Origin of the sequence: Micromonospora wenchangensis, from assembly GCF_002210435.1 — a bacterium.
In the GTDB taxonomy this organism is placed as follows: Bacteria; Actinomycetota; Actinomycetes; order Mycobacteriales; family Micromonosporaceae; genus Micromonospora; species Micromonospora wenchangensis.
In genome coordinates this window covers 1-15,003 of record NZ_MZMV01000104.1, presented here as the reverse complement: position 1 = coordinate 15,003, position 15,003 = coordinate 1, and the positions used below count along the sequence as shown (strand labels likewise).

4 protein-coding genes are annotated in these 15,003 nt (G+C 63.8%); 3 read left to right on the top strand and 1 reads right to left on the bottom strand.

The window, feature by feature from the left end; translation table 11 throughout:
* Window positions 1-188: 188 nt before the first annotated feature.
* Window positions 189-2,531 (bottom strand): DUF8189 domain-containing protein, encoded by a 2,343-nt coding sequence (locus B5D80_RS33220; RefSeq protein WP_144081827.1) that lies wholly within the window; start codon window positions 2,529-2,531, stop codon window positions 189-191.
* Between the two features lie 1,290 nt (window positions 2,532-3,821).
* Between B5D80_RS33220 and B5D80_RS34950 the strand changes: the two genes are divergently transcribed.
* The 3 genes from B5D80_RS34950 to B5D80_RS33210 all read left to right on the top strand — a co-directional run bounded on the left by B5D80_RS34950 (window position 3,822) and on the right by B5D80_RS33210 (window position 14,524).
* The gene (locus B5D80_RS34950) at window positions 3,822-13,319 is read left to right on the top strand and encodes a LamG-like jellyroll fold domain-containing protein (RefSeq protein ID WP_281253510.1); all 9,498 of its coding nucleotides are present in this window, start codon (window positions 3,822-3,824) and stop codon (window positions 13,317-13,319) included.
* Between the two features lie 227 nt (window positions 13,320-13,546).
* On the top strand, window positions 13,547-13,861 hold the full coding sequence (locus B5D80_RS33215; protein ID WP_144081826.1) for a hypothetical protein: 315 nt from the start codon (window positions 13,547-13,549) through the stop codon (window positions 13,859-13,861).
* Between the two features lie 312 nt (window positions 13,862-14,173).
* The gene (locus tag B5D80_RS33210) at window positions 14,174-14,524 is read left to right on the top strand and encodes a hypothetical protein (RefSeq protein ID WP_158224281.1); all 351 of its coding nucleotides are present in this window, start codon (window positions 14,174-14,176) and stop codon (window positions 14,522-14,524) included.
* Window positions 14,525-15,003 lie beyond the last annotated feature (479 nt).

The following is a 15,003-nucleotide window of genomic DNA, read 5'->3' as shown; positions in this document are numbered from 1 at the left end:
GCACGTCTACTCCCTGGTCATGGCCTCGCAGCGGCGGACCTCCCTGGCCGGGGAGCCGAGCTGACCGGGTGAACCGGGCCGCGCTGACGCGGCTACGGGCGGGACGGGCCCCTCAGGACCCGTCCCGCCCTTCTGTAGCGCTCTACTGCTCAGGATGCGCTAGGACTCGCCATGCGAGAACGACCGGTTCAGGGCCTGGGTGCTGGAGCTGAGCTGCGGACAAACTTCCCGTCTGACGCTTCCCCGACTCGCTGAGGCGACAGCTGACGACTGTAGATCTGGATCACATCGTCGGTGTCCCGGAAGATGATGATGTAGGACGTTCCATCGATTCCGGTCACTGCGGTCATGGTCGGGTCGGTCGCTGCATTTTCGGCTTTGTCGGGGTTCGGGTTCAATGGCTGCCACTGACCCCAGTTCGACGATCCCGGTGCCGTTTCGAAGATGTGTTGCAGCGTATTGTCATCTCGACGAACGACGATGGCGGTACGGCCGGACGGTGGGTCCAGAATAGTGTCGGGTGATCCGATGGCAGTGAGGCTTCCCACCTGTTGCCAGGTTGTGGGCCAGGTGCCGTCCAGGTTCTGGAACTTGGTCGAGATGTGACCGCTGGCGTCACGGATCACGATGCGCAGGCGATGCGCGGTCGAGAGCAACGCCGCCGGTGTTCCCTCTGCGGTACCACCCAGATCAGTCCAGCTCGATAGCGCGCCATCGGCGAAATACAGGGCTGTCTTTACCGTGCCGGTGGCGCTGACCGCCACCAGTCGGGCATCCTCGCCGTCCTTGACTACGGAAACTGTGCCGGTTAGGTCAGCGTCACCGAGGCTCTTCCAGAGAGGTGCTGCTCCTGCTTGGCGGTAGTTCCACAGCCGTCCGTCGATGTCGACGGCGAAGATCACATTGGTTCCGTCTCCCAGCGTCAGTGCGCTCGGAGGGCCCGCCATCGAACCACCGAGGGTCCGCGCGCTCTCCCAGGAAGGCAGGCTGGAGCCAGCCTGGGTGCTCTTCCAGGTGCTGCCGTCGATGCTCTGCACCGCTGCCTGAATTCGCTTGTCGGAGAGTTCGCTCAGCGTGGGTCGGCCCGTGAAAGCCTCGCTGCTCTCCGGGGTTTCCCACGCGATGTCATTGGGATTATCGGGGTCTGCCTTACCGCGGCGCATGCGCCCCAGGTTGTCGGTGTACCCGTAGAACAACAGGCCCAGAGTGGTGCCGTTGGGTGACTGCTGAATAGCCGATGTACGAGTAAATGGTGTCACCGGCTGGGGTAGGATCGGGTCGGCGAACCAGCCCTGCAGGTCGACCAGAATATGCAGCGTCCCTGCGCTGTTGTTCTTGACTCGGATCTTACCCTCGGTGCCAAGCTTGCTGACGGCAAAGCTTGACCGGGCGAGCTGGCCGGTAGTGAAGTTCGTCGTCGATGCCGCACTCGCAGTGCCATCGACCGGCCATACCGTCAAGAAACCGCTGCTAGCCGGGCTCACTGCAGTCAGGTTCAGTGCTGCTGCGGCGATGTCCCTGGTTGGCAGGCCGAACGCGCCACCAACGGCCACATCAACCGTACCGTTTGCTGGCACCGGCTGTCCGCTGCCGGCCGTCCTGGTATCCAACAAACGGCTTGCTGCCACCGTACGCAACCCTGCGCCCGTCGTCGGTGTGGCAGTGAAGTATGCCTGTACGGTCACGACCGCGTGTACCGCGCCACTACCCTTGTTCGTCAACACAACCTTGCCATTGGCGGGCAACTTCACGATCATTCCCATGGACGTGGTGCCCGCCGGATAGTCGATTGCGTTGGCCGCTGTGGCGTCGTTCTCGGGTGCCACAGAAAGCCAGCCAAGTGCTGTGGCGCCAGTCACGATCACATCGATGACTGCCGCCGAAGCGCCGGCAGGAACGACGCTTCCAGTCAAGGTCACAGTCCGGCTGCTGTTGCCCGCGATCGTGCCAGTGGTCGTCCCGAGGCCGCTGCGGGTATCGATCAACTTGGTGTGCGGCAGGGACACCAGGCCTCCACCCGTGGTGCCCGTACTACTGGTGAAGTAGCCTTGGACGTCCAGCTTGATATGGGTATTCCCTGAATGGTTGTAGACCACGATCTTGCCGTTGGCGCCGACGGTGACCACGATCGCGGAATTCGACAGCACCTGACCCGCGGAAGCATTGATCGTGGAAGCGTCGGGCCTATCGGATCCATCCGGGTAAACCGTCAGGAAAGTGTTCGCCGTTGGATTGATGGCCGTGACGTCTACCAGCAGTGCGCGGACGCCGTTGGCAGGAATGCCCCCGACCCCGAGTGCGGTCACCTTCGTCTCGGAACCAGCTGCTCGCGTGCCGGCCGTGCCGCCCACGCCCGTGCGGGTATCCAATAAAACACCGTTTGTCGCTAGGAAATCACCACCCTTGCCTGCTGCGTCCGCCAGCGCCGGGGATGACCCCTGAGTAATGGCAGTAGCAATGATCAAGATTGGTGCTAATAGGTAGGCTAAAAGCAATCGAGCCTTGATGTCCAGCTTTCCCGAATCGGTCATTCCATCCTCGCATGTGGGCGCAGTGGTTACTGTGTGGCAGGGTGGCCATTGCCAGTAGGTGCGGGTGCAGAAGTTTGACGACTGTTGAGGGGTTTCCATTGGACGTCGATCTGCTGGACACTGACGCACTTGCTCCTGCGGCTGTCAGCCACCGAGTTCGACGGTGGGAAACAGATCGGCTCCATAGATCGAAGAGGTGCGACCGGTTCAGTCGTGTTGCCTGCTCGCGTCGGGTCTTGCACACCAACGAGCGGAAGACTTCAGACAGCAATTCACAACGGCCCCCGTGCTAGCTCCGAAAGACCACGGGGAACTTACAGATCCCGGGGCGTGAATGGGAAGTGTCGTTACAAGTTGATGCCACAAAACGGGGCATAGGTGTTCCGAACGTAGTCGCGTGATCACTTTGAGTGATGCAAATCGCTGTGTCGACATCGAGTCGTCGAGTTGATCCGCGATCGCCCGTCGTGGTTGACCTGGCGGGGGTGGTGGGTGAGTGACGTCCTTGGCTCGGATGAAGTTGATCATCTTCTCGTGCCGTCCGATGGGTTCGTCGGGGCCTGCTGTGTCGTCTCGGCTTCCGCGCACTGCTTTCAGCTATGAATCCGTTGCTCACAGTTACCTGCCGTGGCATTTCGTCCGGCTCTGACCTGTTTCGTGGCATCAACTTGTAACGATGCTTCCTAGCCGCACCCTGGGGCTTGTAAGTTCCCCGTGATCTCTCAGATCGATCACGGGGGCTGTTGTGGATTGCTGGCTGAGGTCTCGGGTCCGTTGGCGCGCCGAATTGGCCGGCAGCGGAATCCCGCCTGTCCAGGTTCATTCTGGGAACGCCGCAGGCGCTGTCCGCGCGGAAACGCGGCAGGCTTGCCGGTGAACTCTCGCATCCAACATTCATTCGCCGCTCTTCGTCCGCCTAAATGATTGGCGATGTTCATGCTTTTTGGACCGATGGCCCATTCAAGGAGACGCGGGTCGTTTATGCGGTCGACCGCAGTTCGGTCAACAATCTCGATGTCTTTGGCCTGCCTCCTGGTTGTGAATCTGGGGGGCAGCGGCGCGAGTGGGTTGTCTACCGCAGCCTCCGAACGAGGGAAAGCAGCGAGCGGCCGGGCGGCCACGGCTGCCCCCTCACAGCGGTGGGGGTCGGCGTCGGACACGTCTTCGCTGCTGGCTCGTGGGCGGGGTAACCGGGAACTGCCGAAGTCCCTGCGGGGGCAGTATCCGCTGCACAGGTTGAAGCAGGAGCCGGCTCCGGGCCGGAACAGGGCGTCGGTAATCGCGGCACCAGTGGTGGATGTCGAGGGGTACGACAGAGCGACGAGCCGTGAGCGCCTCAGTGAGCGGTCGGAGACGAAGCGGGTCTACGACAACGCCGACGGTACGCAGACCACCGAGCTGTCGACAGACGCGTTGAACTACCGTAAGTCGGACGGCAGTTGGGCATCCATCGACACTCGGCTCACGCCCGACGAGGATGGAAGCGGATGGCGCAACGTTGCCGACGCGGTCGCCCTCAAGCTGGCGGGACGGGCTGACGACAGCGAGCTGGTGAAGCTGACCTTCTCGGCAGAGGAGGAGTTCTCCTACGGCCTGGCTGACGGGGCACGTAGCGTCGGGCGAGCGGATGCGGACTCTGTCACCTACTCCCAGGTGCAGCCAGGCGTCGATGTTCGCCTCGCACCGAGGGCAGGGGGCGTCAAGGAGACCATCGTTCTGCATTCGGCCGAGGCGCCGACATCGTTCGTCTTCCCCCTGAGGCTCCGCGGGTTGACGGCGAAGCTCGTTGATGGACAGGTGGAGCTCAACGACCGGGTTGGTGGTCGGCGCGCGGTTATCCCCCCTGGCTACATGCTGGATGCGGGCAGTGAGTCGCGTGGGCCGGCGACGTCGGCAGGTGTTGCCTACGAACTGGTCACGTCGAATGGGCGATCCGCGTTGAAGGTCACGCTCGACAGCGACTGGTTGCGGAGCCCGGACCGGAGATTCCCGGTTGAGGTGGATCCGACGGTGGGTCCGCCGGTCAGCGGCGTGGGTGCCGACAGCAGCATGTACGTGCACGGGGGATCGTCGACCGTCGGTGGGCAGGACCTGCTGGTGGGCCGCTCGGGTGGGTCCAATGCCGCTGCTTATCTCAAGTTCGGCGGCCTGGTTGGCCAACTACAGAACCACACGATCCACGGCGTGGCCCTGTCTGCGGTCAACTTTGACGCTGCATCGTGCCGATCGCGTCAGGTGACCGTGCATCCGGTGACGGAGTCGTGGTCGGCCAGTACGGGTTACTCGTATCCGGGCCCGTCAGTAGGTGGCGCATTGGCTAGCCGGTCGTTCGCCCACGGGTACATCGGGCTGGGGCAGTCGCAGTCAGCATGTCCGGCCGCTGGTGAGATGTTCGACCTGGGGAAGGCTGGCAGAGACCTGGTGCAGCGGTGGGTGAATGGCCAGCAGACCAACTACGGGCTCTCGCTTCGCGCTTCGACGACGGATGCCTCGGCCTGGAAGAAGTTTGCTGGAACCAGCACCGCTAACGCGCCGAAGCTCTACGTGACGCACTCGCCCTACAATGCGGCATACGCGATCCCGAAGCCGACTCCCGAGCCACCGGTGCTGCGGAACCAGGACGGCAACGTCAAGATCACCGCCACCAACCTCAGCGCCGAACCGTGGTCGCCCGGCAACTACTATCTGGCCTACCGTGCGTACAACGCGGAGACCGGCGCCGCGGTGGTCCAGCAGCGCGCTGCGAACCTGTCGACCACCATCGCCCGCGGGGCGAAAGTGACGCTGGATGCGACCATCAAAGCCCTGCCGCCCGGAACGTATTTCCTGGATTTCACGATGGTGCGTACCGGCGGTGCGGTCTTCACCGACCACCAGGTGCCACCGGGTCGGATCGTGCTTCAGGTGTTCGACGTTCCACCGGTGGTGCAGGAACTCTATCCAGGCAACGGCTATCAAGCGCCGACGCTGACTCCACTGCTCTGGGCACGGGCCGTCGATTCCGACGCCGCCCCCGGAGCAACGCTGTCGTTCAAGTTCGAGATCTGCGACCGTACCGATGCGGGAGAGGCGGCGAACTGCACCAACTCGGGCTACGGCGCGAATCCCTCGTGGGTGGTGCCGGCCGGCCGGCTGTCATGGACCAAGAGCTACCTGTGGCGCACGTTCGTCAAGGATGGCGCTAACGAGGTCATGTCGGCGGACTCCGTGCTTCTGACCTCGGTGCCGCAGCCTGACCTGATCTCCCGCATCGCGGGGTCTCCCGATGCGGAGCAGGGCCGCGAATTCGACGCGCAGTACGGCAACTTCACTACCTCGGCGGTCGACGCCACGGTGGTGACGGTGGGCCCCGAACTGAACCTGCTGCGCACCTACAACAGCTTGGACCCGCGGCCCTCGGCCGTCTTCGGTGCGGGATGGTCCAGCCGGTACGACATGAAACTGGCGTCTGACGACGACGGATCAGGCAATGTGGTGGTCCGCTACCCCGATGGGCAGGAGGTGCGCTTCGGAAGGAACCCGGACGGCACCTTTGCCGCACCATCCGGCCGGGTCGCGCAGCTCACCGTCGACAGCACCAGTTGGACGCTTCGGGACCGCTCAGGCACCACCTACCGATTCTCCCTGGGCGGAAGACTAGCGAAGATCACCGACATCTCGGCCCGGTCGGTCGTGCTCAGCTATGACCTGGCCGGCAAGCTGACCAAGGCGCAGGTGTCGAACAGCGCGAGCAACACCGCAGGACGAGCGCTGTACTTCACCTGGACCGGTGCGCACATCACCACGGTCAAGACCGATGTGGTGAACGGTGCCGCGCTCGTCTGGTCCTACGAGTACACAGGTGACCTCCTCACCAAGGTCTGCTCTCCGACCTTGGCGTGCACGAGCTACGACTACGCCGCAGGGTCGCACTACCGCTCCGCAGTACTCGATGCCCGTCCCGACTCGTACTACCGTCTCGGCGAGGAGCAGGGGACCGGCGCGGGTAGCGACATCGCGATCAACCTCGGTAAGGACGCCGGGACCTACAAGAACGCGACTCTGGCGCAGCCCGGGGTCATCGAGGGAACCAGCAATACCGCGGCGGCGTTCAACGGTGTGTCCTCGTACGTCGAGCTTCCGAAGGGATCGCTCAAGAAGAGCCGGGACGCCGCGGTGGAGCTCTGGTTCAAGATCGGTCTTACCCAGACCGGCGGTCCGCTTCTGGGATATCAGGACGCAGCGGTCGGTGCGACCGCGACCAGCGGCGTGCCGGTGCTCTACACGGGTACTGACGGACGACTACGCGGACAGTTCGCCGGCGGCGGTATCGCTCCTGTCACGTCGGTTTACCCCGTCAACGACAACAAGTGGCACCATGTCGTGCTGTCGGCGATGGGGACCACGCAGACGATGTACCTCGACGGTGTCAAGGTCGCGGATCGTGCCGGGCAGACCATCGAGCACTCGTCACTGACGTTCAACCAGATCGGTGCTGCGACGGCGACGTCTCCGACCTCTTGGCCTAGCTGGGGTGGCACCGCCCAGCGGTACTTCGCCGGGGTGATCGACGAGGTGGCGATCTACTCCCGACCGCTCGGCTCGGAAACCGTGTCGGCGCACTTCCGCTATGCCAAGCCGGCTTCCCAGCAGTTGACGAAGGTGACACTGCCCAGCGGCCGGATCACCAGTCAGGTCGAGTACGACACCGCCACCGACCGGGTCAAGGAGTACACCGACGACAACGGCGGCACCTGGAAGGTCGGGCAACCGGCCATCTACGGCGGCGACACCGATCTGCGGCGCAGCATCCAGGTTCTCGACCCGGCAAATCGACCGTACCTGTACGAGTACGACGCCCTCGCCGGGCGTCTGTTGCGCTCCGGCACGCCCCTGGGCCGGGACACCCGTGCGGAGGACCTGCCAGGGGAGCCCACCACCCCGCCTACCTCGCCTCCCACCCAGGTCTGTACGCAGCCGGACCCGAACGACCCGGCATTCTGCACGATCATCCCGGATTCCTCGGGCGGTCCCATCTTCGTCCACCATTCCACCGAGGGGATGGCGGTCCGGGCCTACTCCTACGACGAGGACGGATATCAGAGCAAGGTCACCAACGAGGACGGTGACTCGGTGGAGATGACCTACGACGACAAGGGGCACCTCGCATCGAGGAAAAGCTGCCGCACCCTCGACCAGTGCCAGACGAGCTACTACACGTACCCGACCAGCATCACCAACCCGTTCGACCCACGGGCTGACCTCGCGATCGAGTCTCGGGACGGGCGGTCGAGCGGCCCCACCGACAACACGTACCGTACGTCGTTCACCTACCACCCCAACGGCCAGTTGATGGCGCAGACCAACCCTGACGGCAGCGTCGTCAGGCACACGTACACCGACGGCCTGGAATTCGGGTACGGCGGCGGATTCCAGCCTGCCGGGCTTCTGAAAGCCAGCACCGACGGCCGTGGCAAGATCACCATGAACGCGTACTACAGCAATGGCGACCTTGCTCAGGTGACCGAGCCCTCCGGTCTGGTCACGACCTACACCTATGACGCCCTCGGACGGCGGCTCACCGAGAAGATCGTCTCGGACAGCTACCCCGCGGGTGTCATCACCAGCTACACCTACGACAGCCAGTCGCGAGTAGCGACCATCACCGCGCCTGCGACCACGGACGTCATTTCCGGAGTCCGTCACCAGGCCCGCGTCACCAACGACTACGACCCGGACGGCAACGTCGTCAAGGTCACCACCTCGGACGTGTTGGGCGGCGACCCGGACCGGGTCAGCACGACCGAGTACGACGAGTACAACCGACCCGTCCTGGTCGTCGATGCGGAGGGCAAGGAGACCAGCTACGGCTACGACCGTTTCGGCAACCGGACGTCGATGGTCGATGCCAACGGCAACCGGTACGACTGGGCGTACACCGCACAGAACAAGGTTGCCGAGGTACGGCTGAGGGACTGGCGTAGTGACCCGGAAGGGGCGCCGGGCACCGGCACCGGCGACTACCTGGTCCTGCACCGCTACATCTACGACTTCGCCGGCAGGCTCGCCAGTGACACCGACGCCATGGGTCGTCGGCTGGAGTACCAGTACTACCGGGACGACCTGTTGCAGAAGGTCACCCTGAAGGACTTCCACAACCCCGACGGCAGCAAGCGCGACTACGTCGTCGAGGAGAACACCTACGACGGGGCCGGCCATCTGACGCGGAAGGCGGAGGCGAACGGTACCCAGGTCACCCAACACGCCTACGACCGCGCCGGAAAGCTCACCAGCACCGTCGTGGATCCGGGAGGGCTCGCCCGGACGAACACCTTCGCCTACGACGGCAATGGCAACACCACCCGGACCACTCGCACCGGAAAGACGTCCAACCTTCCCTGGTTCGTTTTGCTCGGTGTCACGGAGACTGTCGACTACACCTACGACGACGCGGGAAATCTGCTCACCGAGAAGATCATCGGCGACGGATCGCGAACCCGGCTCACCAGCTACACCTATGACCAACGTGGCCTGCGTACCTCCGCCACCGATCCGCGTGGAAACGTGACCGGCGCGGACAAGGCGGCGTTCACCACCACCTACCGGTACGACGAAGTCGGCCAGCAGGTGGGGGCGACCGGTCCGGCCGTCGCCACCGAGAGCAACGGCCAGACGCCCGTCACGGCCAGAGCCGACACCGCGATCGGCTACAACGCCTTCGGCGAAGCGACCGCCACGAGAGATCCGCGTGGTCAGATCTCCCGCACCGAGTACGACAACCTGGGACGCCCGGTCAAATCAGTCGCGCCCACCTATCTGCCCCCGGGTGTCACGGAAACCCTCATCCCGAGCACCCAAACGACGTACGACGGCCTGGGCAACGTCATCGAGCGCATCGACCCCAGCGGCACCACCCGCTTCAGCTACGACCAGCTCAACCGGCTGATCACCCAGGACGAGCCCAACAGCACCAACGACGACCGAGCGGTGACCCGCTACACCTACACCCGCACCGGCGAGACACTGACCGTCACCGGCCCCACCGGGGCGCAGGTTCAGTCCACCTACGACGACCTGGACCGCCAGACGACCCAGACCCGCGTCGAGCGGTATCCGGTCAACCAGAACCTCGTCACCAAGCTGGGCTACGACGACGCCGCGAACCTGACCTCCATCACGTCACCGACCGGCGCGGTCACGAGCAACACTTACAACTCCGTGGGCGACCTCATTCGCACCACTGCCCCGAACGGCGCGGTCACCCACTTTGGATACGACTACTTCGGGCGGAAGGTCCGGGTTTCCGACGGGCTGGGGCGCACCACCCGCGCCAGCTACGACCTGTTCGGCAACCTGACGAGCGATGCCAATCTCAACGCCGACGGGGACGTGCTGCGTACCCAGAGGTACGGGTACGACGAGGCCGGCAACATGGTCTCCTCGAAGGATCCCTACAACGTCGTCACCACCTACGAGTACGACACCGCGAACCGCCTGGTCAGGCAGATCGAACCAGTAACCGACACCGAATCGGTCACCACCAGTTTCGGGTATGACGCTGCCGGTAACCGCACCCGCTACACCGACGGACGCGGCAACGCCACCATCTACACCTTCAACACTCTCGGCCTGCCAGAGTCAGCCATCGAGCCAGCCACGAGCAGCCACCCCACCACCCCCGACCGCACCTGGACCGTGGGCTACGACGCCGAAGGCCGCGCCACCCGCATCAGCGCCCCCGGTGAGACCAGCCGCCAGCGCACCTACGACGCCGCCGGACGACTCACCGCCGAAACCGGCTCCGGCGGGGAGTCCACCACCGCCGCCCGCAGCCTCGGCTACGACAAGGCCGGCAGACTCACCAGCGTCAGCGCGCCCACCGGCACGAACACCTACACCTACAACGACCGCGGTGCGGTGCTGTCGACCTCCGGCCCCTCGGGTGCTGCGACCTTCGGCTACGACGACGACGGGCAGATGACCACCAGGACCGACGTCACCGGCACCGCCACCTTCGGCTACGTCAAGGGCCGCCTCACCTCCCTCACCGACTCGATCACCGAACAACGTCAGAACCTGACGTACGACGCCGCAGGCGAGGTGAAGACGATCGACTACGGTGCCGGGCGCATCCGTACCTTCGGCTACGACGACTTGGGTCGGGTCAACAGCGACACCCTGAAGAACGCCGCCAACGCCGTCGTCGCCTCCGTCGCCTACGGATTCGACCTGAACGGTCATCTGACCAGCAAGGACACCACCGGCACCGCTGGTGCCGGCAACAACACCTACACCTACGACAAAGCCGGCAGGCTCACCGGCTGGACCAGCCCGGCGGGCACCATCACCTACGCCTGGGATGCCAGCGGCAACCGGATTCGCGCCGGCAGCAAGACCGCCACCTACGACGCACGCAACAGGCTGCTCACCGACGGCGACTACACCTACACCTATTCACCGCGCGGCACGCTCCGGTCGCGCACCAGTTCCGGCCTCAGCGAGCAGTACGCCTTCGACGCCTTCGACCGTCTCACCACCGCCATCACCCAGACGTACCAGTACGACGGCCTGGACCGGGTGGTGTCCCGTACCGGCACCACCTTCACCTATGCCGGCCTGGGTGACGAGGTCGTCGCCGACGGCGTCGAGTACTTCGCCCGCGGTCCCGCAGACGAACTGCTGGCCACCGGGCAGGGCTCGGACGAGCAACTCTCACTCACCGACGCCCACGGCGACGTCGTCGCCGCGTTCGATCCCGCCAACACCAGCCTGACCACGCTGAACGACTCCACCTCGTACGACCCGTTCGGCAAGAAGATCACCAGCATCGGAGACACCGGCAACCTCGGATTCCAGGGTGACTGGACCGACCCACAAACCGGTCAGGTCGACATGGGTGCCCGGTGGTACGACCCGGGAACCGGCGCCTTCACCTCCCGCGACAGTGTCGACTACACCAGCGGTGACTCCATCCTCGCGAACCGGTACGCCTACGCCGCCGGCGCGCCCCTGGACTTCGACGACCCTGACGGTCACTGGCCCAAGTGGCTCAAGCGGGCCGCCCGCTCGGTCAGCAACGGCTACCACGCCGCCACGAACTTCGTCAGCAGCACCGCCTCCTGGGCATGGAACTACGGCACCCGGCTCTGGAACCAGGGAATCTCCGCCCTCAGGTCATTCGGGCAGATGCTCTACAACGGTGCCACCAGGCTCTACAACAAGGCCAAGACCGCCGTCGAGAACACCTACCGTCACATCAAACAAGGCGTCACCAACCTCCGTACCAATGCCACCAACTGGGCCAAAGAACAAGCCCGTGCCGCAGCGCAACGAATATACGAAGCCAAGAAGGCGGTAACCAACGCCGCGAAGGCCGCTGTCCGGCAGGCGATCAAGTTCACCAAGCTGCCGGTCGTGGCCGCGCTCACCAAGCCGCTGCTGGCGGGAGTCAAGCTGGTGTCCGGCGGCATCAAGGTCATGGCGAGCGTCGTCGCCGTCACGCAACAAGCCATCCGTGACCCCGACAAGTTCCGGCAGAAGCTGTTCCTCGAAGCAGCTCAGCGCCTTGCCCCACTCGTCGAGGGCGCCAACGAGATGTGGGACAAGGCGACCCAGTTCGTCGAGGACCACGCCGCTGAGATCGCCGGCATCGCCGTCGGTGCGGTCGTCGGCATCGGCTGCGGGGCCGCCATCGGCTGGACCGGTGTCGGCGCCGTCGCCTGCGGCGCACTTGCCGGAGCGGTCGGCTCCGCTGTCACCGGATACATGAACGGCAAGCGCGGATGGGATCTCGCCGGCGAAACCGCGCTCGGTGGGCTGTTCGGCGCCGCTGGCGGGGCCGCCGGGGCTGTCGGAGGCGCGGCCCTCGGTGCCGGGCTCCGCGCTCTGGGCGGGGGAATGAGAGCAGCCGGCGGCAAGGCGGTGAGCGCGGGACTCGGCGAAGCACGCACCATCGGACGCGGGCTCATGGGCCGGAGCGGCGGCTGCCTCGGCAACAGCTTCACCGGCGACACGAAGGTCCTGATGGCCGATGGCAGCCACAAGCCGATCCGTGACGTGCAGCTCGGCGACAAGGTCCTGGCCACCGATCCCACCACGGGGCGGACCGCGCCGCGAGTAGTCACCGCTCTGATCGTCGGCAGCGGCACCAAGCAACTCGTCGACATCACCGTCACCGTGGATGGCCCCCAAGGCAGCCGTGCCGAGACGATCACCGCTACCGCCGGGCACCCCTTCTGGATCGCCGACCAGCAGCAATGGCGCGAAGCCAAGGACCTCAAGCCCGGCTACACCTTCGAAACCGCCGACCACCGACCAGCAGCCGTAGCCGCCACCCACCACCGCACCCAACCCGAGGTGGTACACAACCTCACCGTCGACACCCTCCACACGTACTATGTGCTCGCTGGCACCACACCGGTGCTCGTGCACAACTGCAGTGAGACCTTTTATCGAGCGATGAGCGAGAAGGAGTTCAAGCAACTCGGAGGTAATGGCGAGATAACCGTCAGGGGAACAGAAAACTTCGTTACCCAGTCGCGTTCATATCTGGGAGGCCTGCGGGATCGCTTCTCGCGGCGCGGTGGTCGTAACGCCGAAAAGTATGCCGCATTGGTTCAGTATGACATGCGGCCGGGCACGCGCGATGCGCTTATCGCGGCGGGAAAGCTTCCAGGAGATATTGGTCAAGATATTCGATCTGTGCATTTAAAGATGGAGCGAGGATTCGAAACTTTTGGACTGAGACCAGAGTCTGTCGATGTGTTTAACTCTAGGATATTGGATTTTAGGAGAATGGATGATTGGTGATGCTTCCAGGGAATGATGCCGCGCTTGCTGAGGCGGTAGACTCTCACCTCGCTCGGGGGCCTGTTACTGATGAGGTTGCCTACGCGGTCCAGCGGCGATTCCCTGGAGCCGTCGACTCTGTGGAGCGCTGGATTCGCGTCGCGGCAGCGGCATGCGACTGGGGTAAGGTCGGGCGTTTCGCGAACTTGGGCGCGAAATTGCATGCTCCCGGTCTCGGACGGGTGATAATGGACCTGCTTGAGGCGAACTATGCTGGCCTCAATGAGGAGGATCTTGTTGATATCCTCGGCGAGGTAAGGGTGGTCGATGCGGCAGGTGTGATATTCCGAGTCGTCAAGCGTTCCCTTGAATCTGATGCTCCCGCCTACTGGTTATGTCAGAAGGCGATACTTGCCCTGAGTGAGCTTGAATCCGATGAGGCGAATCGGTATCTGTCGGAGATGACGACTGATTCGTGGCCAAGCCCGATTCGTTGGCATGCCGCAGTGGCGCTGTGTATCGAAGATCAACTCGGTTTCGACGAAGACTCGATGATGGCGTAAGTGATCCGATGTTCTGAGTGGAAGTTGTGTTGCGCCTGACAGCTAAGGTTGGCGAACGCTGCCTTGATGGTTGCCGCCATCGACCAAACTGAGTCGATATATTCCGATGCCGAATCTCCGAGAGTGCTTGGGATGTGTTGCCCAAATGGGAGGGCGAATTCTTCCGAGCGCAGGCGGGCGGCGCGTAGCGATCTATGGTCCGAATCTCAAGGGTGGCGTCGTGAAGGGGATTGAAAACCTGGGCGTTCCGGTCTTCAGAAGTATGGATGATCTGATTTCCTGGGTTGGGCCAAAGTCATGACGGAGACCGTGGTGCTGGTCGTCGACGACCAAACAGTTGGCCTGGGTGAACTAGCAGAGTTCATGCAGCCGGTCGGCGACGTCTCAATCAAGGGTGCAGTCCTGACGCTTCAACGCGGCAACGAACTTTGCTATGTAGTTGAGGTGTCCAATCCAGAAGTTGACGGTATCTTTGAAGATTGGCCAGATCCTCAAGTCCCGAAATCGCCGACCGCCATTTTCAGTGTCGATTACCGTGCGCCCGATCTCGCTGTTGCGCTGGTGCAGTCAATCGCACAAAGGCGTTCGTTGACCGTCGACACTAATTATGGCCAAATTGTGTCGGGCGGAGCCCTGGTTCCCGACATGTTGCGGCCTGCCTAAAGATCTCCGAGGTGATCCCTGCCTTTATTGTGGCCCGCCCGCTTCGGTCACGAACCGTAGTGGGCGGCTCTACAGGGGCGTCCCCTGTTCCTGCCGGTTGCCGTCGGGGTTGCCGTCAAGCGCCGAGTATTAATCTAGATCTATTGATGTAAACCCGTTGACGTTGCCGCGCCGGCAGGTGTGTTCGATGGCGTGCCGCGCAGCGGTGTGGCGTCGATCCCCGGAAGTACGCGTCGTGGATGGGTGGTGAAGGGATCGTCACGGCCCTTCTCTGGGTAGTGAGGATGGGTTGAACAAGGGGGTGCAGGCCAGTTCTGCGCCGGCGCGGACGGTCGAGGGTTGTCATCCTGGCGTCGGGCACTCGACTTCATCGATGGCTCATTCGTCCGACACTGCGGCCCCCACATGGAGTCGCTGGAGATGGTGGGCCTGGCCCACGCCGCCGGGTTGCACCCGTGGCAGCTCTCCGGCGGCATGCA